The sequence below is a fragment of the Cellulosimicrobium sp. 4261 genome, assembly GCF_040546915.1.
GTDB classification, from domain to species: domain Bacteria; phylum Actinomycetota; class Actinomycetes; order Actinomycetales; family Cellulomonadaceae; genus Cellulosimicrobium; species Cellulosimicrobium cinnabarinum.
Window position 1 is genome coordinate 20,913 of record NZ_JBEPOQ010000018.1, and the last position, 23,455, is coordinate 44,367.

Genomic DNA, 23,455 nt, shown 5'->3' on the forward strand with positions numbered 1-23,455 from the left:
GAAGGGGCCGACGAGGACCTCCGCAGCCCTCCCCAGTGGGTTGCGGGGCTCCTCCGACCGTGAAAGGCGGTCAGCGTGCCCGTGCGTCACCGAACGACCCGACCCCGCACCTCCCGTCCCCTCCCGGCGTCCCTGGCCTCCGCCCTGCCCGTCGTCCTGACGGCCGTGCTCGGCGCCGCGCTCCTCGCGGGCTGCACGAGCGGCTCCGCCGACGCCGGGGCGACCGTGGACGGCGGGTCGGGCCCCGCCCAGGCCGAGGACCACGGCTCGCACGGCGACCACGCCGACGCGGGCAAGGTGCCCGTCGGCCCCCTCCAGCTCCCCGGCGCCGACTACTGGTCGGTGCTCCAGCCGGCCGACGGCGTCACGCAGGTCCGAGCGGGCGGGTGCCCCGAGGACGCCGCGTGCCCGAGCTTCGAGGTGCTGACCGGCGCCGCGCTCGACGGCATCGACCCCGCGGCGGCGCTCCTGCCCGACGGCGCGACGTGCCCGGGCACGGACGCGCTCGCGGCCCGCGCGGCCGGCGACCCCGCCGAGTCGGACGTCGAGGTCGCCGGCACGCCCGCGACGCTCGCGCGCTGGACGCTCTCGTGCGTCGACGCCGCGGGGGCCGAGGTGCGGACCGTCGAGCAGCTCCAGTGGTACGTGCCCGACGCCCCGGGCGGTGCGGTGCTCGTCGTCGACCGCTGGGCGTTCGAGGGTCTCGAGTCGCGCCTCGCCGCGGGGGGCTGGGCGTCCGCCTGACGGCGGCCTGCCCCCGGGCACCACGACGGCCTCGCTCCCGGGAGGGTGCGAGGCCGTCGTCGTGCGCCCGGCCGTGCCGGCGGCCGGGTCAGCTCTTGCGCGTGCGGCGCGCCAGCAGCACGACCGCGGCGCCCACGGCGGCGAGCCCCGCGGCGACGGCGGCGTACAGGCCCACGGTCGCGCCCGTGGTCGCGAGCGACGAGGACGACGAGCCGGTCGCGACGGTGCGCGAGACCTGGGAGGCCGTCGTGGTCGTCGTCGGGTTCCCCTGCCCGGGCGGGTTCGTCGCACAGCTCGGGGACGACGGCGGGTAGTCCACGCTGACGACCGTCTCGGGGTTGACCTGGAAGAGCACCTGGACGCTGGGGCGCACCCAGTCGAACTCGTCGCCCTCGACCCACTGGCCGTCCACGAGGCTCCAGCCGGGCCAGTCGGCGCCGCGGCCGTCCGCCCCGACGACGGCGCCGGGCCACAGGACGCGGCCCTGCAGGGGGAGACCGGACTGGACGACGTTCTCGCCGCCCGGGTTGAGCCACGTGATCGTCGCGGTGTCGTTGTCCGTGCCGGTGACGGCGATGGCGTACTCGAGGTACGGGACGTCCCCGTCGCAGACGGGGGTCAGCGTGGTGAGCTCGATCGTCGGCTCCGGCACGTACGTGTCGTCCTCGGCGGCTCCCGCGACCGGTGCGGCGAGCAGCACCACCGTCGCGGCTGTTGCGGTGACGGCCAGCGCGCGGCTCGCGGCGCGGCGTCCTCCCGACGTCTTCATGGTGATTCCTGTCCGTGGGCGGGAAAGGCTGTTCGTGGAGAGGGAGCCGTGCCCCGAGGTCCCTGATACGTGCAGGTGCCACACGCGCGCGAGGTGTTTCCGTCCTGCCAGGCTAGCGACGTGGGCGTGCGAGTTGGACGCTCGTCCAGGGTGAAAAACGCCGGGAGGCCGGGTTCGTGACCGTGCCGTGACGTGACCCGAAGCGGCTCAGCCGCAGGGCGCGACCTCCACGGTGCGCAGGCCCGGCTGGGTGGTCGTGGGCGTGCTCCACACGTCGAGCGAGGTCGCGGCGGCGGTCCCCGCGTCCCGCGGCGTCGTCGTCGTGAACGACAGGGTCGTCGACTGTCCGGGCGCGAGGTCGACCATCGCGGACAGCGCGCCGCGGCCCGCGACGTCCGCGGGCTGCGCCGGGAGCGGGGCGTCGTCGCTGCGCAGGCCCGACACCTGCCCGTCGCGCGGCGGGTAGAGGACGACGAACGTGCGCGTGACGCCCGGCTCGACGCCCGCCGTGCCGCCGCCGGTGACGTACCAGGGCAGGCTCGTCGCGGCGTCGGCCGGGGCGGACGACGCGAGGTCGACCTCGAAGGTGTCCACGCGGCCCGCGGCCGTGCACCTGCTGCCCGCGAGCCGCACGTCGCTGCCGAGGTAGACGCCCATCTTGCCGCCGGTGCCGTCGTTGAGGAACACGCCGACCGAGCCCGCGGCCTGGTCGGCGGTGTCGATGTCGCCCGCCACGACCGTGCCCGCGAGACGCTCCTGCTCCGCCTCGTGCGCCGACCACAGCAGCACGCGGTGCTCGTCCGCGCCGCGCACGAGCGCGTCCCGCGCGACGGCCGGGTCGGCCCCGCCCGCGAGGAACTCCTCCAGGACCCGGGCCGCGACCGCCGCGAAGAAGGTGTCCGTCTGCTCGCCGGGCTCGAGGTCGGCGTACGCGTCGGAGAGGAGGGTCTGCACGACGTTGCCCGCGTCGAGGTCGACCGCGCCGCCGTCGACCGGGACGGTCACCGGGCCCGTGGCCTCGAGCAGGTAGGAGAGCGCGACGGGGTCGGTCGCGATCACGCCGTCGACCTGCTCGCCCTGCGCGCGCTCCCACATCGTCGACGCGAGCGCCGCGGTCGTGGGGAAGTCCGGCGTCAGCGGGGTGTCCTGGAGGTAGCGGCCCACGCGGTCCGAGAAGAGCTGCTCGACCCCGGGGTCGAGGGGCAGCACCGGCTCGTCGAACGACGGGAAGCCGACCGTCGAGGCCTGCCGCTCCAGCATCACCGTGCCCTGGTCCGCCGAGATCACCGCGAGCGCGCCGGGAATCCCGCCGCCGGCGCGCAGCTCGGCGTTGTTCAGCGCGAGCACGAGGTAGCGGCGCGGGCCGTCGGCACCGAGCATCGCGGGCGCGAGCGCCGTGAGCCGGTCGGCGGTGCGGACCACGGGGCGCAGGTCGTCCGTGCGCGCGACGAGCGCCGCGTACGGGTCGGCGACCTCCGCGTGCAGCGCGTCGCGGTCGACGGTCGCGAGGCGCGCGTCGATCGCGTCGTACGCGTCGGCGGCGCGCGCGACCGTCGGGGCGGCCGCGACGAGCGGCGCGAGGTCGACGCCCTCGCCCGTGAGCGCGAGCCCGTCGCCCTCGACGCTGCCGAGCGTCTGCGTGAGCGACGGCAGCACGACGGCGGCGAGGTCGTCGGCCGTCGCGGCGGCCACGGAGAAGGCCCGCACGTCCTGCCCGTAGACCGGCAGGTGCGCCGCGAGCGACCACAGCGGTCCGTCGGTGTGCGCGCGTGCGGAGGCGGTGAGGGGCTGGACCCGCTCGAGCGCGGCGTCGGCGGCCGCGACGTCGCCCGCCCGCAGCGCCTCCTCGGCGGCGGGGACCTCGTCGAGCGCGCGCGTCAGGGCGTCGCGCGCGGCGAGCGCGTCCCGCGCGAGGAGCCCGACGCACACGACGAGCGCGACCGCGAGCAGGATGAGGCCCCAGCCGAGCCACGCCGCCCGGCTCCGCAGACGGCGGGGGTGGCGCGGCGGGGCGTCCCGCTCCGTCGTCGTCATGCCTCTCAGCGTAGGTGCCGGGGATGGCAGGATCGGTGCCGTCGCGGGTGAGGTTCGGGTGAACCGCGGGGCGTGCAAGGAACGCGCGCCCCGGCACACAGAGCGGTTGACAGCCCGCCCCGCCGACGAGGAGCCGCCGTGACGACCGACGAGGGCAGTGCCGGGACCACCCAGGCCGCCGTCCACGACGAGGCCTGGTTCGCCGCGCTCTTCGCCGCGCACGCGACGCCGCTCTACCGCTACTTCCGCCGCCGCCTGCCGAGCGCCGTCGGGGGCGTCGCCCCCGACGCCGACGACCTGACGGCGGAGGTCCTCGCGACCGCGTGGCGGCGTCGCGACGACGTGCCCGACGGCGCCGAGCTGCCGTGGCTGTACCGCACGGCGGGGTTCCTCCTCGCCAACCACCGGCGCAAGGCGCGCGCGCTGCCCGTGGCGGCGGTGCCCGAGCGCCCGGACGACGGGGCCGACGTCGAGCACGTCGTCGTCCAGGACGACGAGGTGCGCCGCGCGCTCGGCGCGCTGTCCGACCGCGACCGGCGCATCCTCCTCCTGCACGCGTGGGAGGGGCTCGGCGGAGCGGAGCTCGCCGCCGTCCTCGGCACGTCGCGCGGGGGCGCGGACGCGGCCCTCTCCCGGGCTCGTGCCCGTCTGCGGGCGGCGTGGGCGGAGCAGGCGGCGCTCGCGCAAGAGACCGGCGCCTGAGCACACATCACGGGTAGACCCGACCGGCCGCGCCTGCGCGGTACGGCCCCTGCGGTACCTGGAGGGCGACATGACCACCCGAACCCCCGAGCAGCCCGACGACGCCGACCTCGAGCGCCTGCGCGCGGCCGACCCGGCCGCGGACGCGACCCCCGACGCCACGGCCCTGGAGGCCGCGGTGCGCGACCGCGTCCCCGAGGCGTTCGCCCGTTCTGCGACGGCCGGCCCGGGCGCGGGCCCGGCTTCCGCGGCGCTCCCGGACGCGTCCGGCCTCGCCGGGGCGGACGGCCCGACGGCCGCGCTCGTCGACGAGCTGGCCGAGCGCCGCGCGCGCCGGCTGCGCCGTCGGGCGCCGCTCCAGGTGGCGGCTGCCGTGGTGGGTGCGCTCGTCATCGGGACGGGCGGGTACGCGCTCGGCGCCGGCGACTGGGGCTCGGCGGGCGACTCCGCCGCGGAGAGCACGGCGCTCGCGCCGATCCGCCTCGGCGGCGCGGACGCGCCCGCGGCGGCGGACATGCCGGCGGGGACGGAGGTGTTCGCGGGCGGTGTCGCGACCGAGGAGGGCTCCGTCGGGAGCTCCCGCGCCACCGCCGACATGGCCTACCCCGGCGGGTGGGGCGGCCGCACCGTCTTCCGTGCCGACGGGCTGTCGTCCGACGGCGCGCGCGCGGACGCGTGGGCCTACGACGCGGCGGGCGTGTTCTCGCAGGAGACGGCGCGCCGCGTCGCCGAGGTCCTCGGGGTCACGGGCGAGGTGCGCGAGGAGTACGGGTCGTACGCCGTCGGCTCGGCCGACTGGACGGGTCGCACGGTCTCGCTCCAGCCGGACGGCCTCGCGAGCGTGAGCTTCAACGACCCGGCCAAGGACCCGTGGGGCTGCGTCGTCGTGACGCCGATGCCCGCCGAGGGCGCGGACGGGGTGAGCCCGTCGGCCGAGCCGGGCGCGTGCGAGGAGGCCGACCACGGCGCCCCGCCGAGCGGCGCCGAGGCCGGTGACCGGCTGCGCGAGGTGCTGGGCTCCCTCGGTCTCGACCCGGACGGCTACGAGATCGCGGCGGAGGAGCAGCCCGTGGACCAGGGCGCCCCGCGCGCGACGACGGTGACGGCGGCCGAGGTGGTCGACGGCCAGCGCACCGGGACGCAGTGGAGCGCGACGTACTCGGGCGCCGGGCTCGCGTCGCTCTACGGGACCCTGGCGCCGCGCGTCCCGATCGGCGCGTACGACGTGGTGAGCCCTGCCGAGGCGGTCGAGCGGCTCGGCGACCCGCGGTTCGGCGGGGGCGGCATGATCGCGTGGGCCCGGGCGGACGTGCAGGCCGTCCCCGAGGCCGCGCCCGAGCCCGAGGCCCCGACGGTCCCGCCGACGGTCGGGGAGGGGGCGCGGTTCTCCTGGCCCGTCACGGACGTGACGATCACGGACGCCCGCCTCGGCCTGGCGGTGCAGCACCAGCCCGACGGCGCCGCGGTGCTGCTGCCCGCGTACGAGCTGTCCGACGCGGCCGGGAACGTGTGGTCCGTCGTGGCCGTGGTGGACGACCAGCTGGACTTCACGCCCTCCGCCTGGTGACGGAGCACGTCCTGGCGGTCGGTATCGTGGATACCGACCGCCAGGTCGGCGTCGGCCGCGCGCTTTTGCACGTTGCAAGCATTCGCTGTCGCGAAAGTGGCGCCGCTTTTGATTGACCACCGACAAAAGTGTGGTTAGGGTCGCAGCAGACCGAGCGCCACCGGGTCGGAGAGCGAGCAGAGCGACCCTCTCCCGGGGTGTGCGGTCCGGCGGTGGCAGGGAGGCCATCGCCGTCGTGATCGGCGGCGCCGCGGCGTCCGCCGTCGGAACGGGAGCAACGATGCACCACTTCGCCCCTGACGGATCGTCGGACCGCCCCGCCCCGGACGCGCGCACCGGGCTCTGGCTCGTCGGCGCCCGCGGCTCGGTCGCGACCACCGCCGCCCTCGGCCTCGCGGTGATCGCCGACGGGCGCGCGGAGCCGACCGGGTGCGTCACCGCGGGCGAGCCCTTCGCCTCCGCCCCGCTGCCCGCGTTCGGCGACCTCGTCGTCGGCGGCCACGACATCTCCGACGTGTCGATGGTCAAGCGCGCCGAGCTGCTCGTCGAGGCCGGGATGATCGCGCCGCGCCTGCTCACCGCCGCGCACGCCGCGCTCGAGCGGGCCGACGCCGAGGTGCGTCCCGGCTACTCCGCCCACCCCGCCGAGGGCAGCGCGCGCGAGTCGCAGGAGGCCGCCGCGGAGCGCCTCGCGGCGGACATCGTGGACTTCCGCGAGCGCCACGGCCTCGCCCGAGTCGTCGTCGTCGACCTCGTGTCGACCGAGCCGCTGCCCGAGCCCGCGCCCGAGCTCTCCGACCGCGACCTGCTGCGCGCGGCGCTCGCGGACCCGGAGCGCGCGGTGCTCCCGCCGAGCTCCGTCACCGCCTACGCCGCGCTCCTCGCGGGCGCCCCGTTCGCCGAGTTCACGCCGTCGGCCAGCATGCACCTCCCGGTGCTGCTCGAGCTCGCAGAGGAGCGCGGCGTGCCCGTCGCGGGCCAGGACGGCAAGACCGGCCAGACGTGGCTGCGCACGATCCTCGCTCCGGCGTTCGGGGCCCGCGGGCTGCGCGTCCTGTCCTGGGCGGGGGCCAACCTGCTCGGTGGCGGGGACGGCGCCACGCTCGCCGACCCGCAGGCGGTGCAGAGCAAGCTCGTGTCCAAGTCGCGCGGGCTCCAGGACCTCACGGGCAGCGACGTCACGCCGCTGCACATCGACAACGTGCCCGACCTCGGGGACATCAAGGTCGCGTGGGACCACGTCCACGTCGAGGGCTTCCTCGGCTCGCGGCTCACGCTGCAGACCACGTGGTCGGCGTACGACTCGATGCTCGCCGCGCCGCTCGTGCTCGACCTGGCGCGCCTGCTCGCGCTCGCGGACGCGGCCGGGTACGCGGGCCCGGTCCCGGAGCTCGGGTTCTTCTTCAAGGACCCCTGGGGCAGCGGCGTGCACGACTTCGCCGCGCAGACCGTCGCGCTGTCCGACTGGGTCCGCGAGGCGACCGCCCGGGTGGGCGGCGACGCGACCGCCGCGACCGACCGGTCGTGACGGGCTCCCTCCACGACCACCTGGACCTGGTCCGCGCCCCCGCGGTCCTCTCGGTGGTCGGTGACACGCTCGCGGGCGCGGCGGCGGCCGGGCACACGCTCACGCCGCGCCGCGCGCTCCTGCCGGTCGCGTCGGCGTGCCTGTACGCGGGCGGCATGGCGCTCAACGACTACGCGGACCGGCACCTCGACGCGGTCGAGCGGCCCGAGCGGCCGATCCCGTCGGGCCGCGTGACGGAGCGGCGTGCCCTCCAGGTCGCCGTCGGTCTCACGGCGGCGGGCGTCGGGCTCGCCGCCGCGGGCGGGGGAGCGCGCGCACTCGCCGTCGCCGTCCCGCTCGCCGCGAGCGTGTGGACGTACGACACGGTCGCCAAGGAGCGCGCGGCCGGTCCTCTCGTGATGGCCGCGTGCCGCGGGCTCGACGTCCTGCTCGGGGCCGGCGTCGGGCACCTGCGCGCCGCGCTGCCCGCCGCGGCGGGGATGGCCGTGCACACCGCGGGCGTCACGTACCTGTCGCGCGGCGAGGTGCACGGCACGACGTCGTCCCTCGCCGCGGGCGTGGCCACGGCCACCGCGGTGGGCGGGGCGGTCGTCGGCGCCGGTGCGCTGCGCCGAGCCCGCACGGCCGACGGCGGCGCGAGCCGCCGCGTGCGCGTCGCGACGGCGGCCGCCGGGGTCGCGGCCGCGGGCGCCTACGTCGCGACGTGCCTGCCCCGGCAGGTCGACGCCGCGATCGCGCCCTCCGCGCAGAACGCGTTCGCCGCGACCAAGGCCGGGATCCGCGCGATGCTCCCGCTGCAGGCGGCGTGGTCCGCGCGCGGGGGGAGCCTCGCGTCGGTCGGGGTGCTCGCGGCCGTGGAGGTCGCCGGGCGTCTCCTGCGCCGGGCGGGCCGGGCCCCGGGCCGCGCCGAGATGAGCGAGACGTGACCGCGCACGCCGCCCCCGGGGGCGGGATGCCCTTCACGCTCGGGTACGGCACCAACGGCTTCACCGACCACCCGCTCGACGTCGCGCTCGACGTGCTCGCGCACGAGGGGTACGGCGCGGTCGCGCTCACGCTCGGCTTCCCGCACCTCGACCCCTTCGCGGACGGCTGGGAGGACGAGGCCGCGGCGCTGCGCACGCGGCTCGCCGCGGCGCGCGACGGCGCGGGGATACGGGTCGTCGTCGAGACGGGCACGCGGTTCCTCCTCGACCCGTTCCGCAAGCACCGCCCGACGCTGGTGGACACCGACGCCGACGCCCGGCTGCGGTTCCTGCGGCGCGCGGTCGAGGTCGCCGCCGTGCTCGACGCGGAGTGCGTGTCCTTCTTCTCCGGGGTCCTGCCCGACGACGTGGCCCCCGCCGAGGGCTGGTCGCTCCTGCGCGAGCGCCTGCCCGCGCTCGTCGAGCACGCGCGCGACCACGGCGTGCGGCTCTCGCTCGAGCCCGAGCCGGGGATGCTCGTGGAGACGGTGGGCGACGCCCTGCGGCTGCGCGACGAGCTGGGGGGAGACGGCGGCGACCTCGCGGACCTCGGCGTCACGGTCGACGTCGGGCACTGCCTCGTCGTCGAGCCCGACGGCGTCGTGGGCGCGCTGCGCGCGGCCGCCCCGTACCTCGCGAACGTGCAGCTCGACGACATGCCGCGCACGCACCACGAGCACCGCCCGTTCGGCGAGGGCGAGATCGACCTCCCGCTCGTGCTCGGCACGCTCGCCGACGTCGGGTACGCCGGCGTCGCGGCGGTCGAGCTGCCGCGCCACTCGTACGACGCCCCCGGCCTCGCGCACCGCAGCATGACAGCGCTGCACCGCGCGTGGGACGACCGCCCCCACCACCCCCAGGAGGTGCCATGACCGAGACCACCCGCCCCGACGCCCGCACGGCGGACGGGACCGCCCCGGGCGAGCGCTGGCTCGCCGAGGCGCGCGCCGCCGTCGTGCAGGACCCCGCGGTCGTGACGCGCGCGTTCGCGCTCGCGGGCCGCCAGGTGGGCCGCGCGCCCGTCCGCCCGGACACCGACCCCGCCGGGGTCGTGCACGGGACGGTCGACGACGCCGCCCGCGCCGACCTCGTCGTCGCGCTCGCCGAGGCCACCGGTCGCGGCGGGGCCGACGGCGACGCCGCCCTCGCGGCGCGGCTCGCGGACCTCTACCAGCACGGCGACACCGCCGAGCGGCGGGGCGTCCTGCGCGGTCTCGACGCCCTCACGGAGCGCGGGGCGCTGGCGGACGACGCCGCGCCGTCGGTCGTGGCGGTGGGCCGGGACCTCGCCGCGGACGCGCTCCGCACGAACGACCAGAGCCTCGTCGCGGCGGCCGTCGGGCCGTTCGCGGCCGCGCACCTCGACCCGCACGCGTGGCGCCACGCCGTGCTCAAGCTCGTCTTCATGGGCGTGAGCCTCGACGCCGTCGCCGGCCTCGACGACCGCGCGGACGACGAGCTCGCCCGCATGGCGCGCGACTTCGCCGCCGAGCGCCGCGCCGCGGGCCGCGTCGTGCCCGACGACGTCGCCCGCCTCGCCCCTGACGTCACCACCGGGAGGACCGCCTGATGCGCATCTTCGACCCCCACATCCACATGACCAGCCGCACGACGGACGACTACGAGGCCCTGTACGCCGCGGGCGTGCGCGCGCTCGTCGAGCCGGCGTTCTGGCTGGGCCAGCCGCGCACGAACGTGGGGTCGTTCCTCGACTACTTCGACGCGCTCCTGGGCTGGGAGCGGTTCCGGGCCGCGCAGTTCGGCATCCGGCACCACGCGACGATCGCCCTCAACCCCAAGGAGGCGAACGACGCGCGGTGCCGCGAGGTGCTCGACGAGATCCCGCGCTACCTGCTCAAGGACGGCGTCGTCGCCGTCGGGGAGGTCGGGTACGACTCGATGACGCCGGAGGAGGACGAGGTCTTCTCGCGCCAGCTCCAGATGGCCCGCGACGCGGCGCTGCCCGTGCTCGTGCACACCCCCCACCGCGACAAGCTGTCGGGGACGCGGCGGACGCTCGACGTCGTGCGCGAGTCGGGGATCGCGCCCGAGCACGTGCTCGTGGACCACCTCAACGAGACCAACGTCGCGCTCGTGCTCGACGCGGGCGCGTGGGCCGGGTTCTCGATCTACCCGGACACGAAGATGGACGAGGACCGCATGGTCGCGATCCTCCAGGAGCACGGCACCGAGCGCATGATCGTGAACTCCGCCGCCGACTGGGGCCGCTCCGACCCGCTCAAGACGCTCAAGACGGGGCAGGCGATGCTCGCCGCGGGCTTCACCGCGGACGACGTCGACCAGGTGCTGTGGCGCAACCCGGTCGAGTTCTACGGGCAGTCGGGCAACCTCGTGCTGGACCCGGTCCCCGGCTTCGTCGAGGGGGACCTCCCCACCCCGGGCGTGGAGTTCGAGGGCTCCTCCGTGCTGCGCGGCGCGCGGGCGTAGCGCGGGAGGGCACCACCATGCTGCTGTCGTACTGCACCAACGTCCACCCGGCCGAGCACCTCGACGGGGTGCTCGACCAGCTCGTGCGCTACGCCGCGCCCGTGCGCGAGGCCGCGGGCCTGGACGTGCTGGGCGTCGGGCTGTGGATGCCGGCCGTGCTCGCGCACCGCCTCGCGGGCTCGCCCGACGACCGCGTGCGCCTGCGGTCCGTGCTCGACGAGCACGGCCTCCAGGTCCACACGCTCAACGCGTTCCCGTACGGCGGCTTCCACGCCGACGTCGTCAAGCTCGACGTCTACACGCCCACGTGGGCGGACCCGGAGCGGCTCGCGTACACGCTCGAGTGCGCCGAGGTGCTGGCCGAGCTCCTGCCCGACGGCGTCGCCGGGTCGATCTCGACGCTCCCGCTCGCGTGGCGCGAGCCGTGGACCGACGCCGACGACGACGCCGCGACGCGCGCGTTCGCCGCGCTCGGGGAGGGCCTGCGCGACCTGCGCGAGCGCACCGGCAAGGTCGTGCGCGTCGCGGTCGAGCCCGAGCCGGGCTGCGTGCTCGACACGGTGGACGACGTCGTGGCCTGGCTCGCGGCGCGCACGGGGCCGGACGTGCCGGCGGACCGGCGCATCGACCCCGAGCACGTCGGCGTGTGCCTCGACACGTGCCACCTCGCGGTGTCCTTCGCGGACCGCCGCGCGGGCACCGCCGCGACGGTGCGCCGCGTCACCGACGCGGGACTGCGGGTCGTCAAGGTGCAGGCGTCGGCCGCGCTGCACGTCGCGGCCCCGGCCGACGACGCGGCGCGCGCCGCCGTCGGCGCGTTCGCCGAGCAGCGGTACATCCACCAGGTGCGCGAGCTCACCGCGACGGGCGACGTGCTCGCCGCCGACGACCTGCCCGACGCGCTGGGCGGCGCGCTGCCCGCGGAGGGTCCGTGGCGCGTGCACTTCCACGTGCCGCTGCACCACGAGCCCGCCGCGCCGCTCGCCGCGACGACCGACGTGCTGCGCGAGGCGGTCGATGCCGTCCGCGCGGCGCCGCACGGCGACGAGGCCCACCTCGACGTCGAGACGTACACGTGGGCGGTGCTGCCCGAGGGGGCCGCCACCGACTCGCTCGTCGCCGGCATCGCGGCCGAGCTGCGCTGGGCGACGACCCACCTCGCCGCGGCGCACGACGTCGCTGCCGCCGGGACGGCGCACACCGAACCGCCCTCGGGGCCGACCGCGGACGACACCGCGGCCGACCCGGGCATGACCAGGAGGACCGCATGAAGCCCGTGCTGCTGCTCGACGTCGTCGGGCTCACCTCGACCGCGCTCGCGCACATGCCGCGACTGCGCCAGCTCGCCGCGAACGGCTGGCAGTCCGAGCTCGCGACGGTGCTCCCCGCCGTGACGTGCAGCGTCCAGTCGACGATGCTCACCGGGCTCAGCCCGGCGGAGCACGGGATCGTGGGCAACGGCTGGTACTTCCGCGAGCTCGGCGACGTCTACCTGTGGCGCCAGCACAACCGCCTCGTCGAGGGCGAGAAGCTCTGGGAGGCCGCGCGCCGGGCGCGCGGCGAGTACTCGGCGGCGAACGTCTGCTGGTGGTACGCGATGGGGATGACGACGGACGTCACCGTCACCCCGCGCCCGGTCTACCACGCGGACGGCCGCAAGTCCCCGGACGCCTACGTGCGCCCGCCGGCGCTCCACGACGACCTCGTCGGCCGGTTCGGCGAGTTCCCGCTGTTCACCTACTGGGGCCCGACGGCGGACATCACGTCGTCGCGGTGGATCGTGGACGCGACGCGGCACGTGCTGCGCACGCACGCGCCGGACCTGACCATGGCGTACGTCCCGCACCTCGACTACGACCTCCAGCGGTTCGGGCCGACGTCGCCCCAGGCCGACGCCGCCGCGGCCGAGCTCGACGCGACGCTCGCGCCGCTGCTCGACGACGCCGCGAACCAGGGCGTCACCGTCCTCGTGGTCTCCGAGTACGGGATCGCGGACGCCGACCGGCCCGTGCACCTCAACCGCATCCTGCGCCGGGAGGGACTCCTCGAGGTCTACGTGCAGGACGGCAAGGAGCAGCTCGACCCGTGGACGTCGCGCGCGTTCGCGGTCGCGGACCACCAGGTCGCGCACGTGTACCTCGGCGACCAGCAGGACCCGGCGCTCCGACGGCGCGTCACGGACCTGCTGCGCGGCGTCCCCGGCGTCGACGAGGTGCTCGACCGCGAGGCGCAGGCGCGGTACGGGCTCGACCACGAGCGGTCGGGCGACCTCGTCGTCGTCGCGGAGCCCGGCGCGTGGTTCACGTACTACTTCTGGCTCGACGACGCCCGCGCGCCCGAGTACGCGCGCGGCGTCGACATCCACCGCAAGCCTGGCTACGACCCCGCCGAGCTGTTCTTCGACCCGGCGGACCGGCTCGCGAAGGCGAAGGCCGGCCTCAACCTCGTCAAGAAGAAGGTGGGGCTGCGGTACGCGATGAGCACCGTGCCGCTCGACGCGTCGTACGTGAAGGGCTCCCACGGGCGGCTCCCCGACTCCTCCGCCGACACGCCGCTCGTGCTGTGCTCGGACCCGGAGGTGCCGGCGTCGGTCGCGGGCGTGGTGGAGAACGGGTCCGGGCAGGTCCCGGCCGCCGCCATCAAGGGCCTGGTGCTCGAGCTGCAGGGCCTCGGCGTCCGGGTCTGACGAGCGATCGCTACCGGGCGAGGCGCTCGTCGAGCCAGTCGAGCACGCGCTGCTCGACGAGCGCCCGCCCGAGGGGCTCGCAGTGCCCGCTCGCGCCCTCGTCGTCGCTGAAGGTGACGAGCGTCGCGCCGGGGACGAGCCCGGCCAGCCGCTCCGGCTGGCCGGGCCAGAACTGCTCGTCCTCCGGGCTCGTGACGAGCAGCGGCGTCGTGACCTGCGCGGCGACGTCGGAGGCGTCGTACCGGCGGACCTCGCGCAGCGTCGCGGCGTACCCCTCGACGCCGTACGGGCGCGCGCGGAAGCGCCATGTGCGGGCAGCGCCCTTCGACAGGCGCAGGCCGAGCGCCATGTCGCGGTCGAACGCGTGGTCGTCGCCCTTGTCCAGGAGCTTGAGGAGGCTCTTCGGCACCTCGCGCTCCCACGAGGTGGCCACGTCGACCACCCCCGGGTCGACGACGGCCGCGGCCGGGCGGTGCTCGAACGCGAGCGCGCGCGTGACCCAGTAGCCGGCCTGGCTGATCCCGTAGAGCGCGACGCGGTCGGGGTCGACGTCGGCCCGCGCGACGACCGCGTCGAGCACGGGCGTGAGGACCGCCTCGAAGTCGGGACGGAACGGGACCCCGTGCTCGAAGAGCACCGACTGCTGGCCCGGGCCGTCGAACACGAGCGCGTGGTACCCGCGGCGCACCGCCCCGGACACGACGGCCGACCACAGCGCCGGCAGCGAGCCGTCCGAGCCGTTCACCGCGACGACGACGGGTCCGCGTGCCGCGGGGTCCACGCCCGGGGCGCGGAAGAAGTACCCCGGGAGCGTCGTGCCCTCGTAGGGGATCGGGAAGCGCTCGACGTCGAGGTCCACGAGGTCGACCCAGCGGTCCCACGCCGCCCGGTGCTTGCGGAACGTCGGCAGCAGCGGCGCGTCGTCCTCGAGCCCGGACACCGCGTTCACCGCGACGCCGAGGTAGGTCGCCGCACGCAGGTACGCGGAGGCGGCGCTGACGCGGTGCCCGCGCGCCGCGCACGACTCGCCGGTCGCGGCCAGGCGGTCCCCGAGCGCGTCCCAGGCGCGGAACCACGCACGGTGGTCCGTGCCGACGTCGGCGACGGCCGCGAGCGCCTCGCCGACGTCGGCGGCGCCGCTGAACGCCCCGCCGAGGACCGTGCGGATCTCGAAGTCGAGGTCGGGGTCGTGGGAGAAGCGGCCGGAGAGGCTGCTCCGGTGCGTGCCGTGCCCGGTCATGAGGTGCCCCTGCCGTCCTGGGAGGTACGGAACGCTCTCCAGGCTAGGAGCGTCGGCGCACGGGCGCGCGGCGAGCGAGCGGTGCGCACGCCCGTGCGCGGTCGGCGAGCCGCGCGGGCGGTCGGTCAGGCGCGGGTGACGGCGCCCACGACGAGCGTCGCGACGAGACCCACGACGAAGACGGCCGAGCACACGCCGCCCACGACCCGCGCGGCGCGCAGCCCGGCGGGTGCCGGGGCGTCGCCCGGGTCGAGGAACCCGACGAACGCCGACCCGGCGTACGAGGGCCGGATCGGCACGTGGAACTGCCGGACGTCGTGGTCGGTCAGCGCAGGCGGCGGCTGGTGCGCGAGCGCCGCCTCGACGCGACGGCGGCGCAGGCGGCCGACCTGCAGCACGTACCCGGCGAGGACGCCGTACTGGCTGAGGTAGAACAGGCCCAGCGCGAGCACCGTCGTCCCGAGACAGACCCCCGTCGCGGACCGCATCGACACCAGCAGGGCCACCCCGCCGGCGGTGAGCGCGGCACCGAGGAGCAGCCACAGGGGCAGCACGGCCCAGGAGCCCGAGCGGTCGTCGGCGTACGGCGAGGCGGGCTGCGTGGGACGGCTCGAGTCCGCGAGCTGGTCCGCGAGCCGGCTCGCGGACGGCTTCTCGTCTTCCCACCAGGCCATCGGGTCGTCTCCCGTCGTCGTGCGTCGTCACCTGCCCCGGAACGCTAGCCGCCCCCGGCCACCCGTTCCATGGGGAGCAGTGCCCGCTCTAGTCGTCGTCCTCGTCGTCGGGGAGCGCGACGAGCAGGTCGAGGTGCAGGCCGAGCACCGTGCCGTCCGCGGCGACGGTCCGCACGAGCGGGTAGAAGCCGTCGCCCCACCCGGAGTGCGAGAGCACGACGTTCTCGCCGTCCTGCGCACCCGGGAGCAGGATGTTCGCCGATCCCTCGCGCAGGTGGTCGGGAGAGTCCGTGAGCGCGAACCAGCTCGTGTCCGTGCCGTCGTCGAACACCTCGTCGTACCAGTCGCCCTGCGGCATGAGGCGCGCGACGGCGTCGGCGTCGGCGAACGCGACCGTCCCGGCGTCCACCGGCACGCCGTAGGCGGCACCCGCCTCCGGCGGGCCGTCCGCGCCCTCCGGGACCACGGGCTCGACGGCGGCGACCTCGCCCTCGGCGAGCACGACGCTCAGGTACGCCTCCCGCAGGTGGGAGCCGTCCTGCTCGTCGGAGACGTCGGCGACGGTGACGCGCACCGGGTACCGGCCCGGCTCGACCGGCACGACGAGCCCGTGCCCGAGCAGCGTGAACGGGTCGGACGCCTCCAGGCGCCCGCTGGGGAGGACGAGCTCGCCCAGGTCGTGGACCGTCAGGGTGTAGTCGGGGCCGTCGGCCGCGCCCGTGCCGACGGCGGGGCCGGGGCGCAGGGCGAAGAACGTGTCGGGGGAGGGGAAGTCGCTCACGCCCGCGAGCGTAGCGGGCCGCGCCCACGCGGGCGGCGGGGCTGCCGCGCGGCGGCCGGCATCCCCACGCGGCGGCCGCGGCCACGACGCGGCCCCGGACGCGCCGACGGCGCCCGGTCCGTGGGACCGGGCGCCGTCGGGCGGTGTCGCTCGAGCGTCCGCGAGGAGCGCTCAGGCGGCGGGCGTCACGAGCAGCTCAGCGCCTCGTAGTCGGCGTCGTAGGTCGTGGTGACCTCCTCGCCGTCGATCTCGGCGGTGAGCGTGGCCGTCACCGAGCCCGCGTCGAACGACGCGGCACGCGACGAGAACGACCGGTAGGCGTTCTTGCCGTCCTTGACGTTCGGGAACGTCTTCTCGCCGTACGGCGTGGTCACGACGACGTCGGCCGTCGCGCCCGACTCGTTGAGCACGCGCACCGCGACGTGGGCCTTGCCGCCGAGGCAGCGGGCCTCGGCCGTGACGGTCGCGTCGACGACGGCGGACGTCGCGACGTCCACGGTCTGCCAGCGCGAGGTCGGCGTCGCGTTGTGCAGGTGCAGCAGCAGGAGCTTCCCGCTGCCGGCCTCGACCGCCGACTCCGAGCGGTGCACGGTGATCGATGCGTCGTCGGCCCCGACGTAGACGAGCTCGCTCTCGCCCCCGAACCAGTAGGCCGGGTCGTACGGGTCGGCCGTGAACGTCTCGCTCGCGTCGACGAGCTGGTCGGCCGCCTGCGAGTACGGCGAGTACGTGAGGACCTGGAAGGTCGGCACGTCGCCTTCCTCGATGCCGAGCGACCCGATGCCGACCGGGATGACGACGACGTTGTTGTCGAACACCGAGGTGTCGACGTCGCCCCACACCGAGTTGACCGGCTGGAGGTCGACGTTGTCGCCCGCCTCGTACTCGGTGCCGTCGGGAGCCGTCCAGTCCTTGAGCGTGTATGTGGCGGCGAGCGTGAGGTCGGTCTCGGCGTTGTACTTCACCGCGGCGACCTCGAAGTCCGCCGAGCCGTCGGAGTCGACGTCGACCTCGACCGCGGGGATCGAGACGGAGCCGAGGCTCGCCCACTCCCCGTCCATCGCGACACCGATGCCCATGACGCCGTCGGCGGGGTCGCCCCCGGCCGCGGCCTCCTGCGGCGCCGTGGACGCGAAGCCGACCGCGCGCACGTCGGCCGCCGCGATGGCCGACGCCGAGGCGCCCACCGCCGCGTCCGCCTCGAGGCGGGGGCTCGTCGTCTTGAGCTCGAACGGCGCGACGATCGACGTCCAGCCGCCGGAGTCGACGCCGCGGCCGTCGAGGTCGAGCTCGGCGGTCGTCACGGTGCCCGGGAAGGCGACGGGCTTGCCGGACAGGTCGCTCACGAGCCGCGGCGACGCCTGCACGGGGACGCGCAGCTCGCTGCCGCCGTCCGTCGGGGTGAGGACCACGCGACCGCTCAGCGAGGACACGAAGTCGCGCGGCACGCCGACGCCGGAGTCGGCCGACGACGTCGGGTCGAGCTCCTTGGCGAGCGTCGCCGGGTCCGCCGTGAGGGTCACGGTGACGACGGTGCGCTGGCCGGCGGGGACGGTGACCGAGGCGGGCGCGACGGAGACGGTGGCGCCGCCGGCCGTGCTCGACTGCGTGAAGCCGGTCGAGTACGTCTTCGGGGTGTCGCCGGTGTTCTGCACCGTCACGGTCTTGCGGACCGTCACCGGGTCCGCGCCCACGGGCACGACGCCGAACGCGACGGACACCTGGTCGGAGTCCTGCGACGCGTAGGCGAGGGTCGTGTTCGAGGCCGCGTCGACGGCGTCGACCCGGCCGGAGCCCACGCGCTCGGGACCGTACGCGGTGCCCGTGCCCGAGGGGCCGGTGAAGACGTCGTGGGTCGCCGTGTTCATGACCGACGCCTTGACCTCGGCCGGCGCCCAGCCCGGGTGGGCCTGCTTGACGAGGGCCGCGATGCCCGCGACGTGCGGGGTGGCCATCGAGGTGCCGGACTTGATGCTCGCGCCGACCAGGCGGCCGGACGCGACGGACGCGATGCCGGTGCCGGGCGCCGCGACGTCGGGCTTGGCGACGCCGAGCGAGCCGTGCACGCCGCGCGACGAGCCGCTGTTGAGCGTGTCGCCGATCTCCGGGATCGAGACGAACGACGACAGCGCGAGCGACGGGCCGACGGTCATCGTGACCTCGCCGGCCTCGATCGCGGGGCGCAGCGCCGCGTGGCTCGGGCCCGTGAGCTGCGCGCCGGGGATGCCGGGGTTGCCGGCGATGCCCGCGACGAACGACGACAGCTCGGAGGACAGCAGCACGCCCACGGCGCCCGCGGCCTCCGCGTTGTTGAACCGCGCGGCGCTGCCGCACGCGCGCGTCGCGTCGTCGTCGTCCCAGTAGAGGAACGCGATCTTGCCCGCGACGGCCGCGGCCTGCTCGGGCGTGAACGCGGTGCAGCCGGAGAAGTCGTCCGCGACGAACGCGACCGGGGCCGTTACGTCCGCGGTGCCCGCGTACGCCTGGGAGTTCTGCGCCGGGTACGTGCCGGCGAGGGACTCCGGCGCCTCGACGCGGACCGCGTCGAACGTCTGGGTGTCGCCGACCGAGTTCGCGACGGTCAGCGCGGTGCGCGCGTTGCCGGGCGAGCCGCCGACGTCGGTCACGTCGCCCGCGTTGCCCGACGCGATGACGGACAGCGTGCCCAGGCGCGAGAGCTGGTCGATGAAGAGGTTCTCCGGGTCGTCCGCGGGCGAGCCGTCGGAGCCGAGGGAGAGGTTGACGATGTCGAGGCGGTCGGAGAGGTCGCCGTCGCCGTTCGGGTCGGCCGCCCACTCGAGCGCGTCGACGACGACGCCCGTCGAGCCGCCGAGGTCGCCGAACACCTTGAGCGCGTAGATGCCCGCCTCGGGCGCGGAGCCCGGGCCGACCTGCCAGTCGGAGATGTCCGTGAGCGTCGAGTAGTCGCCGTCGAACGTCTCGCCGTCCGCGGTGACGCCGTACGCCGCCGTCGTGCCGGCCACGTGCGAGCCGTGGCCCGAGCCGACCGAGTCGAGCGAGTCGATGGGGTTCTCGTCGGGCGTCGGGACGAGGGTCGTGCCGGGGACGGTGCCGCTCGCGTCGTAGTCGTAGCCGGCGAAGTCGTGGCCGCCGAGGAACTTCAGCTCGTCGTACGTGCCCTCGGGGACCGGGCCGGTGCCGCGGTCGCCGTAGGCCTCGTCGAACGCCTCCTGGGTGCCGGGGCCGCCGAACGCCTTGTGGGTGTAGTCGACGCCGGTGTCGATGATGCCGATGCGCACGCCCTCGCCGGTGAGGCCGGTGCTCTGCCACGTCTCGAGCGCGCGCGTGAACACGTCCGTGCCCTTGTTCGCGGGCTGCTTGGGGATGATCCGGTAGACCGTGCGGACCGAGGCGTCGCGCGCGAGGTCGCGCACGCGGGCCGCGTCGCCCGTGACGACGACGCCCGCGACGAGCGTGCTCGTGACCGACACCTGCTGCGGGTTGCGCGCGCCCGCGCTGCGGGCGGTCGCCTGCTGCGGGACGACGTCGTCCGCGAGCTGCGCGACCTCCTGCGCGTTGGCCTCGACCTCGTCGGGGCTCGCGCCCTGCGCCGTGAGGTCGACCGCCGACGGCGCGTCGAGCTCGACGAACGCGGTGACCGTGCCGGTCGCCTTCGCGAGCGACGGCGCGACCTTCTCGGTCGGCTCGAGGGACGCGCCCGACTGCACGCCGAAGGCGTTGCCGGGGTCGGGCGGCGGGTCCGCGGCGGCGGGTGCGGCGGCGGCCGCGACGACCGCGAGGCTCGCGGCGGCGGCGGTCAGTGACACGGGTAGAGAACGGTGCTTCATCGACACTCATCTCCCCGGCAGTGCCGGTTCGGCGAAGGGTTCGTGGATGGGTCCTTCCCAGCGGTCTCGCCCGGGTGGGACCGAGGCCACCCGAGCACGGTAACCAACGACCGCCCGACCTGCCCAGCGGCAGGGGACCTCCGCCGGGCCCCGGGGGACCGCCCGCCCTAGGATGCGGGCGGGGTCACGGGACGTGGCCGTCCTGTGGGAGTCCCCTTCCCGCGTCAGGTCCACGGGGTGCGAACCCGGGGGCGTGGCCCACGCAGAAGGAGAACCATGACCAGCACTCCGCTCCGCGCCCTGTCCGCCGGCCTGTCCGCCGGTCTCGTCGCCGGTCTCGTGCTGGTGGGCGCCGTCGCCGGCCCGGCGCTCGCCTCGTCGTCGGACGTCCGGGCCGCCCCGGGAGGCGACCTCGCGGCGCTCCCCGCCACGGACCCGCCCGTCGCGACCGGCGAGAGCTGCGCCGTCCGGGCGCAGCCTCTCCTCCCGGGCCAGGACCCGGCCACCCTGCCCGCCGCTGACGAGGCGTGCTTCGACTCGCTGGAGGAGGCGCTCGAGTTCGTGTCCGGGGACGAGGTCGCGCCGTCGCGCCTCGCACGCGCCACGCGGGTCGACGTCGACGGCCTCGTCGCCGAGCTCAACGCGACCACGACGGCGGGCCCGCGCGCCGCGGCGACGGAGCGTGCGACGGCGGCCGCGGCCAGCTCGATCGTGCTCGGCGTGCTCTGGCGGGACCCGGGCTACAAGGGTGCGTCGAAGGTGCTCTACGGGTCGGGCACGAACGGGTGCCACACCGGCTCGACGTACGGCTTCCCGAACCTCGCGAACCTCCTCATGAACAACGTCGTCTCCTCGGCGTCGACGTACGCCGGGTGCTGGGCGACGCTCTACGACTCGACCTCCTACGCGGGCGCGAAGAAGAACTGCACGCCGCACTGCGCGAGCCTCGGCTCGTTCGACGACCGCGCGTCGTCGGTCGTCTACCGCCCGGCGGGCACGCTCGGCTGACCGCGTCGGGTGACGCAGACCTCACGCACCCCGTCCCGGCGGGGCGCGGCCCGGCGGGTTACGGTCGGGGCACCGGGTCCTGCCCGGGACCCACGACGTCGAAGGAGATCTCGCATGCCCACCCGTATCGCACGCACCGCCTGGAACGGCGGCCTCCAGGACGGCCAGGGCCAGGTCGAGCTCTCGAGCTCGAAGGTCGGGACGTACGACGTGTCCTTCCCGCGTCGAGCCGCCGACGACGCGGGCGGGGTCACGAGCCCCGAGGAGCTCATCGCCGCCGCGCACTCGTCCTGCTACGCGATGCAGTTCTCCGCGCTGCTCGGCGAGGCCGGCGCGACGCCCGTCTCGCTCGAGGTCACGGCGGAGGTCACCCTGGCGCCGGACCCGGCGGGCGGCTTCCAGATCCCGGAGATCGCGCTGACCGTCCGCGGCGAGGTCGAGGGCATCGACGCCGCCGGCTTCCAGCAGGCGGCGGAGGCCGCCAAGGCCACGTGCCCCGTCTCGAAGGCGCTCGCGGGCGTCCCGACGATCACGCTGGACGCCACGCTCGAGAGCTGACCCCGGTACCGACGACGGACCCCGGGCCGCGCACCGTCCAGCGGTGCGCGACCCGGGGTCCGTCGTGCCGGGGGCGGGACGCCGCGCGCGGTCCGGTCAGCGGGGGAGGAGCGGGGGCGAGGACGTCCCGGCGCCCGCCCGGATGCCGTCGACGAGCTCGGCGAGCGTGTCCTTCGCGCCGTGCACGGGGCGCCAGCGCAGCAGCTCCGTCGCGAGCTCGGTGTCGAGCACGGGCGCGCGCATCGCCATGTCGAGCCAGCCCTCGCCGACGGGGACGAGGCGCGCGCGCCACGCGACGGCGACGGCGGTCCGCGCCGTCGCGTAGGGGACGGTGCGCAGCGAGCCGTCCGCGACGACGTCGGCCACGTCCTGCGCCGTGAGCACCGCGGGGTGGGCGACGTTGAACGGCCCGGGGTGCCGGCCCACGACGATCCGCGCGTAGGCGTCCGCGAGGTCGTCGGCGTGGACGACCTGGAGCCGCAGGCCGTCGGGCAGCGGGACCGTCGGGAGCGGGTCGCGCCGCAGCACGCGCGTGCCGAGCGGGCCCAGGAAGTACCGCGCGATCTCGGAGCCCGCGTCGCGCTGGAACACGAGCGCCGAGCGGACGCGCGAGACGACGAGGCCCGTCTCCCGGTCGAGGTCGTCGAGCAGCGTCTCGACCGCAGCCTTGTCCTCCGAGTACGACGAGCCCGGGACGCCCTCGACGGGCCAGCCCTCGTTGACCGGGGTGTCGCGCGCGTCGCCCGCGTACGGGGCGGGCGAGTAGGCGCCGACCGACGACGCCACGACCACGTGCGCGACGCCTGCCCGCTGCGCCGCCTCGACGACGCGGCGCGTGCCCTCGACGTTGACGCGCCGCAGCCGCCTGCGGTCGTGGCTCGGCTGGATCGCCCACGCGAGGTGCACGACGACGTCCGCCCCGGCGAACGCGGCGTCGAGCCGCCGGTCGGCGTCGGGGGCTGCGACGTCCGCGTACCGCCAGGTCGCGACGTCGTGCGGGAAGCGCACGGTGCTCGAGCCGTCCGCGCGCGGCACCCGGCGCGCGACCGCCACGACGGACGTCACGACCGGTTCCTCCGCGAGCCGGCGCAGGACCGCCGTGCCGACGTTCCCGCTCGCTCCGACGACCACCACGCGCATGCGCTGCCTCCCGACCTCGTCCGCTGCCCGTCGCCCCGACGCTAGCCCGCCGCGGGCGAGTTCGCCCGGGCGATGGCCAGGACGGCGCCGCGCGCGGGCTCGGGGAGCTCGGGCACGAGCACGACGGCGCTCGCGAGCACGAGGCTCTCGATGTCCGCGCGGGTGAGGTCGCCGCCGCCGAGCCACGCGGCCGTGACGTTCTCGACGAGCGCGACCCAGCCCGCGGCGAGGAGCCGGAGCCGGGGCGTCGTGGGCAGCGCGTCCGCGGTGGTGGCGCTCACGGTCGAGGTCAGGCGCGCGACCAGCCCGTCACGGACGCGCGCGAGCGCCTCCTGGGTCGCGTCGTCCTCGGCGAGCACCCCGCGCCACAGGTCCTGCCACACGAGCCGGCGCGCCTCGACCGCGTCGAGGTAGGAGGCGACGGCGAGCGCGGGGCGCTCGCCGAGGGGACGATCGTCCGGTGCGACCGTCGCCGCCTCGAGCTCCGCCACCGCCTCCAGCGCGACGGCCCGGCGCAGCCCGGCGGTGGACGCGAAGTAGTGGAAGACGAGCGCCCTGGACGCGCCCGAGCGGGCTGCGACCGCGGCCGGGGTGAGGGCGTCGAGGCCGTGCTCGTCGGCGTGGCGCGAGGCCGCGTCGAGCAGCTCGCGCCGCCGGTCGGCGGGCTCGCGGCGTCGGCGGGCGCCCGGTCGGGTGCGCACCGAGCCGTCGAGGCCGGAGGGACCGGCGGGGGTGGGCGTGCGGGGCATGACACCGTTCTACGCTGTTGTTGACCGCGAGTCAACAACAGGCGTAGCGTTGT

Annotated in this window: 20 protein-coding genes; 12 read left to right on the plus strand and 8 right to left on the minus strand. The window is 76.2% G+C overall.

Annotation, left to right across the window (positions count from 1 at the left end; translation table 11 throughout):
* Positions 1 to 81: 81 nt before the first annotated feature.
* On the plus strand, positions 82 to 744 hold the full coding sequence (locus tag ABIE39_RS16955) for a hypothetical protein (RefSeq protein ID WP_354052714.1): 663 nt from the start codon (positions 82 to 84) through the stop codon (positions 742 to 744).
* An 88-nt stretch (positions 745 to 832) separates the two neighbouring features.
* Here ABIE39_RS16955 and ABIE39_RS16960 read toward each other — a convergent pair whose 3' ends face one another.
* Both ABIE39_RS16960 and ABIE39_RS16965 read right to left on the minus strand, forming a co-directional pair.
* The gene (locus tag ABIE39_RS16960; RefSeq protein ID WP_354052716.1) at positions 833 to 1,513 is read right to left on the minus strand and encodes a peptidase; all 681 of its coding nucleotides are present in this window, start codon (positions 1,511 to 1,513) and stop codon (positions 833 to 835) included.
* 207 nt (positions 1,514 to 1,720) lie between these two features.
* Positions 1,721 to 3,547: a DUF4012 domain-containing protein gene (locus ABIE39_RS16965; protein ID WP_354052718.1), complete on the minus strand. Its 1,827-nt coding sequence runs from the start codon at positions 3,545 to 3,547 to the stop codon at positions 1,721 to 1,723.
* A 138-nt stretch (positions 3,548 to 3,685) separates the two neighbouring features.
* Between ABIE39_RS16965 and ABIE39_RS16970 the strand changes: the two genes are divergently transcribed.
* The 9 genes from ABIE39_RS16970 (at position 3,686) to ABIE39_RS17010 (ending at position 13,443) form a co-directional block, all read left to right on the plus strand.
* Complete coding sequence (locus tag ABIE39_RS16970; RefSeq protein WP_354052719.1) at positions 3,686 to 4,249, plus strand: RNA polymerase sigma factor; 564 nt, start codon at positions 3,686 to 3,688, stop codon at positions 4,247 to 4,249.
* Positions 4,250 to 4,319: 70 nt separating this feature from the next.
* The gene (locus ABIE39_RS16975) at positions 4,320 to 5,816 is read left to right on the plus strand and encodes a hypothetical protein (protein ID WP_354052721.1); all 1,497 of its coding nucleotides are present in this window, start codon (positions 4,320 to 4,322) and stop codon (positions 5,814 to 5,816) included.
* Positions 5,817 to 6,096: 280 nt separating this feature from the next.
* Positions 6,097 to 7,344, plus strand: a complete 1,248-nt coding sequence (locus ABIE39_RS16980) for an inositol-3-phosphate synthase (RefSeq protein WP_354052723.1) — start codon at positions 6,097 to 6,099, stop codon at positions 7,342 to 7,344.
* Positions 7,341 to 8,270 carry an SCO3242 family prenyltransferase gene (locus ABIE39_RS16985; protein WP_354052724.1) on the plus strand — a complete coding sequence of 310 codons (930 nt, stop codon included), beginning with the start codon at positions 7,341 to 7,343 and terminating at the stop codon, positions 8,268 to 8,270. Before ABIE39_RS16980 ends, ABIE39_RS16985 begins: the two co-directional genes overlap by 4 nt.
* The gene (locus ABIE39_RS16990) at positions 8,267 to 9,181 is read left to right on the plus strand and encodes a sugar phosphate isomerase/epimerase family protein (protein ID WP_354052726.1); all 915 of its coding nucleotides are present in this window, start codon (positions 8,267 to 8,269) and stop codon (positions 9,179 to 9,181) included. Before ABIE39_RS16985 ends, ABIE39_RS16990 begins: the two co-directional genes overlap by 4 nt.
* On the plus strand, positions 9,178 to 9,879 hold the full coding sequence (locus tag ABIE39_RS16995; protein ID WP_354052728.1) for an EboA domain-containing protein: 702 nt from the start codon (positions 9,178 to 9,180) through the stop codon (positions 9,877 to 9,879). The genes ABIE39_RS16990 and ABIE39_RS16995 overlap by 4 nt, the downstream gene beginning before the upstream one ends.
* Positions 9,879 to 10,757, plus strand: coding sequence for a TatD family hydrolase (locus tag ABIE39_RS17000; protein WP_354052730.1), 879 nt, complete (start codon positions 9,879 to 9,881; stop codon positions 10,755 to 10,757). The genes ABIE39_RS16995 and ABIE39_RS17000 overlap by 1 nt, the downstream gene beginning before the upstream one ends.
* Positions 10,758 to 10,774: 17 nt before the next feature.
* Entirely contained in the window at positions 10,775 to 12,028 is a 1,254-nt protein-coding gene (gene eboE / locus ABIE39_RS17005) for a metabolite traffic protein EboE (RefSeq protein ID WP_209828571.1), read from the plus strand.
* On the plus strand, positions 12,025 to 13,443 hold the full coding sequence (locus tag ABIE39_RS17010; RefSeq protein WP_175010001.1) for an alkaline phosphatase family protein: 1,419 nt from the start codon (positions 12,025 to 12,027) through the stop codon (positions 13,441 to 13,443). Before eboE ends, ABIE39_RS17010 begins: the two co-directional genes overlap by 4 nt.
* Before the next feature lie 10 nt (positions 13,444 to 13,453).
* Here ABIE39_RS17010 and ABIE39_RS17015 read toward each other — a convergent pair whose 3' ends face one another.
* From ABIE39_RS17015 to ABIE39_RS17030, 4 genes are all read right to left on the minus strand, one after another.
* The gene (locus ABIE39_RS17015) at positions 13,454 to 14,683 is read right to left on the minus strand and encodes an alpha/beta hydrolase family protein (protein ID WP_354052733.1); all 1,230 of its coding nucleotides are present in this window, start codon (positions 14,681 to 14,683) and stop codon (positions 13,454 to 13,456) included.
* Between the two features lie 125 nt (positions 14,684 to 14,808).
* A complete protein-coding gene (locus tag ABIE39_RS17020; RefSeq protein WP_175009999.1) occupies positions 14,809 to 15,357 on the minus strand; it encodes a hypothetical protein in 549 nt (182 codons plus the stop codon).
* 88 nt (positions 15,358 to 15,445) lie between these two features.
* The gene (locus ABIE39_RS17025) at positions 15,446 to 16,138 is read right to left on the minus strand and encodes a DUF4241 domain-containing protein (protein ID WP_175009998.1); all 693 of its coding nucleotides are present in this window, start codon (positions 16,136 to 16,138) and stop codon (positions 15,446 to 15,448) included.
* Between the two features lie 185 nt (positions 16,139 to 16,323).
* Positions 16,324 to 19,926 (minus strand): S8 family peptidase, encoded by a 3,603-nt coding sequence (locus ABIE39_RS17030; RefSeq protein WP_209828563.1) that lies wholly within the window; start codon positions 19,924 to 19,926, stop codon positions 16,324 to 16,326.
* Between the two features lie 297 nt (positions 19,927 to 20,223).
* Here ABIE39_RS17030 and ABIE39_RS17035 point away from each other — a divergent pair, with 297 nt between their 5' ends.
* Positions 20,224 to 20,955 (plus strand): hypothetical protein, encoded by a 732-nt coding sequence (locus ABIE39_RS17035; protein ID WP_175009996.1) that lies wholly within the window; start codon positions 20,224 to 20,226, stop codon positions 20,953 to 20,955.
* Positions 20,956 to 21,069: 114 nt separating this feature from the next.
* On the plus strand, positions 21,070 to 21,513 hold the full coding sequence (locus tag ABIE39_RS17040; RefSeq protein WP_074802899.1) for an OsmC family peroxiredoxin: 444 nt from the start codon (positions 21,070 to 21,072) through the stop codon (positions 21,511 to 21,513).
* Between the two features lie 96 nt (positions 21,514 to 21,609).
* On the opposite strand, the gene ABIE39_RS17045 is transcribed toward ABIE39_RS17040, so the two are convergent.
* Together ABIE39_RS17045 and ABIE39_RS17050 are read right to left on the minus strand one after the other, a co-directional pair.
* Positions 21,610 to 22,653 carry an NAD-dependent epimerase/dehydratase family protein gene (locus ABIE39_RS17045; RefSeq protein ID WP_209828561.1) on the minus strand — a complete coding sequence of 348 codons (1,044 nt, stop codon included), beginning with the start codon at positions 22,651 to 22,653 and terminating at the stop codon, positions 21,610 to 21,612.
* Positions 22,654 to 22,694: 41 nt separating this feature from the next.
* Positions 22,695 to 23,402, minus strand: coding sequence for a TetR family transcriptional regulator (locus ABIE39_RS17050; protein WP_175009994.1), 708 nt, complete (start codon positions 23,400 to 23,402; stop codon positions 22,695 to 22,697).
* Between the last annotated feature and the right edge of the window lie 53 nt (positions 23,403 to 23,455).

Coding starts and splice junctions, on each gene's coding strand:
- ABIE39_RS17020 (WP_175009999.1), bottom strand. CDS start 15,357: ATGGCCTGGTGGGAAGACGAGAAGCCGTCCGCGAGCCGGCTCGCGGAC.
- ABIE39_RS17045 (WP_209828561.1), bottom strand. CDS start 22,653: ATGCGCGTGGTGGTCGTCGGAGCGAGCGGGAACGTCGGCACGGCGGTC.
- ABIE39_RS17015 (WP_354052733.1), bottom strand. CDS start 14,683: ATGACCGGGCACGGCACGCACCGGAGCAGCCTCTCCGGCCGCTTCTCC.
- ABIE39_RS17040 (WP_074802899.1), top strand. CDS start 21,070: ATGCCCACCCGTATCGCACGCACCGCCTGGAACGGCGGCCTCCAGGAC.
- ABIE39_RS16980 (WP_354052723.1), top strand. CDS start 6,097: ATGCACCACTTCGCCCCTGACGGATCGTCGGACCGCCCCGCCCCGGAC.
- ABIE39_RS16975 (WP_354052721.1), top strand. CDS start 4,320: ATGACCACCCGAACCCCCGAGCAGCCCGACGACGCCGACCTCGAGCGC.
- ABIE39_RS16965 (WP_354052718.1), bottom strand. CDS start 3,547: ATGACGACGACGGAGCGGGACGCCCCGCCGCGCCACCCCCGCCGTCTG.
- ABIE39_RS17000 (WP_354052730.1), top strand. CDS start 9,879: ATGCGCATCTTCGACCCCCACATCCACATGACCAGCCGCACGACGGAC.
- ABIE39_RS16960 (WP_354052716.1), bottom strand. CDS start 1,513: ATGAAGACGTCGGGAGGACGCCGCGCCGCGAGCCGCGCGCTGGCCGTC.
- ABIE39_RS17010 (WP_175010001.1), top strand. CDS start 12,025: ATGAAGCCCGTGCTGCTGCTCGACGTCGTCGGGCTCACCTCGACCGCG.
- ABIE39_RS17050 (WP_175009994.1), bottom strand. CDS start 23,402: ATGCCCCGCACGCCCACCCCCGCCGGTCCCTCCGGCCTCGACGGCTCG.
- ABIE39_RS17035 (WP_175009996.1), top strand. CDS start 20,224: ATGACCAGCACTCCGCTCCGCGCCCTGTCCGCCGGCCTGTCCGCCGGT.
- ABIE39_RS16995 (WP_354052728.1), top strand. CDS start 9,178: ATGACCGAGACCACCCGCCCCGACGCCCGCACGGCGGACGGGACCGCC.
- eboE (WP_209828571.1), top strand. CDS start 10,775: ATGCTGCTGTCGTACTGCACCAACGTCCACCCGGCCGAGCACCTCGAC.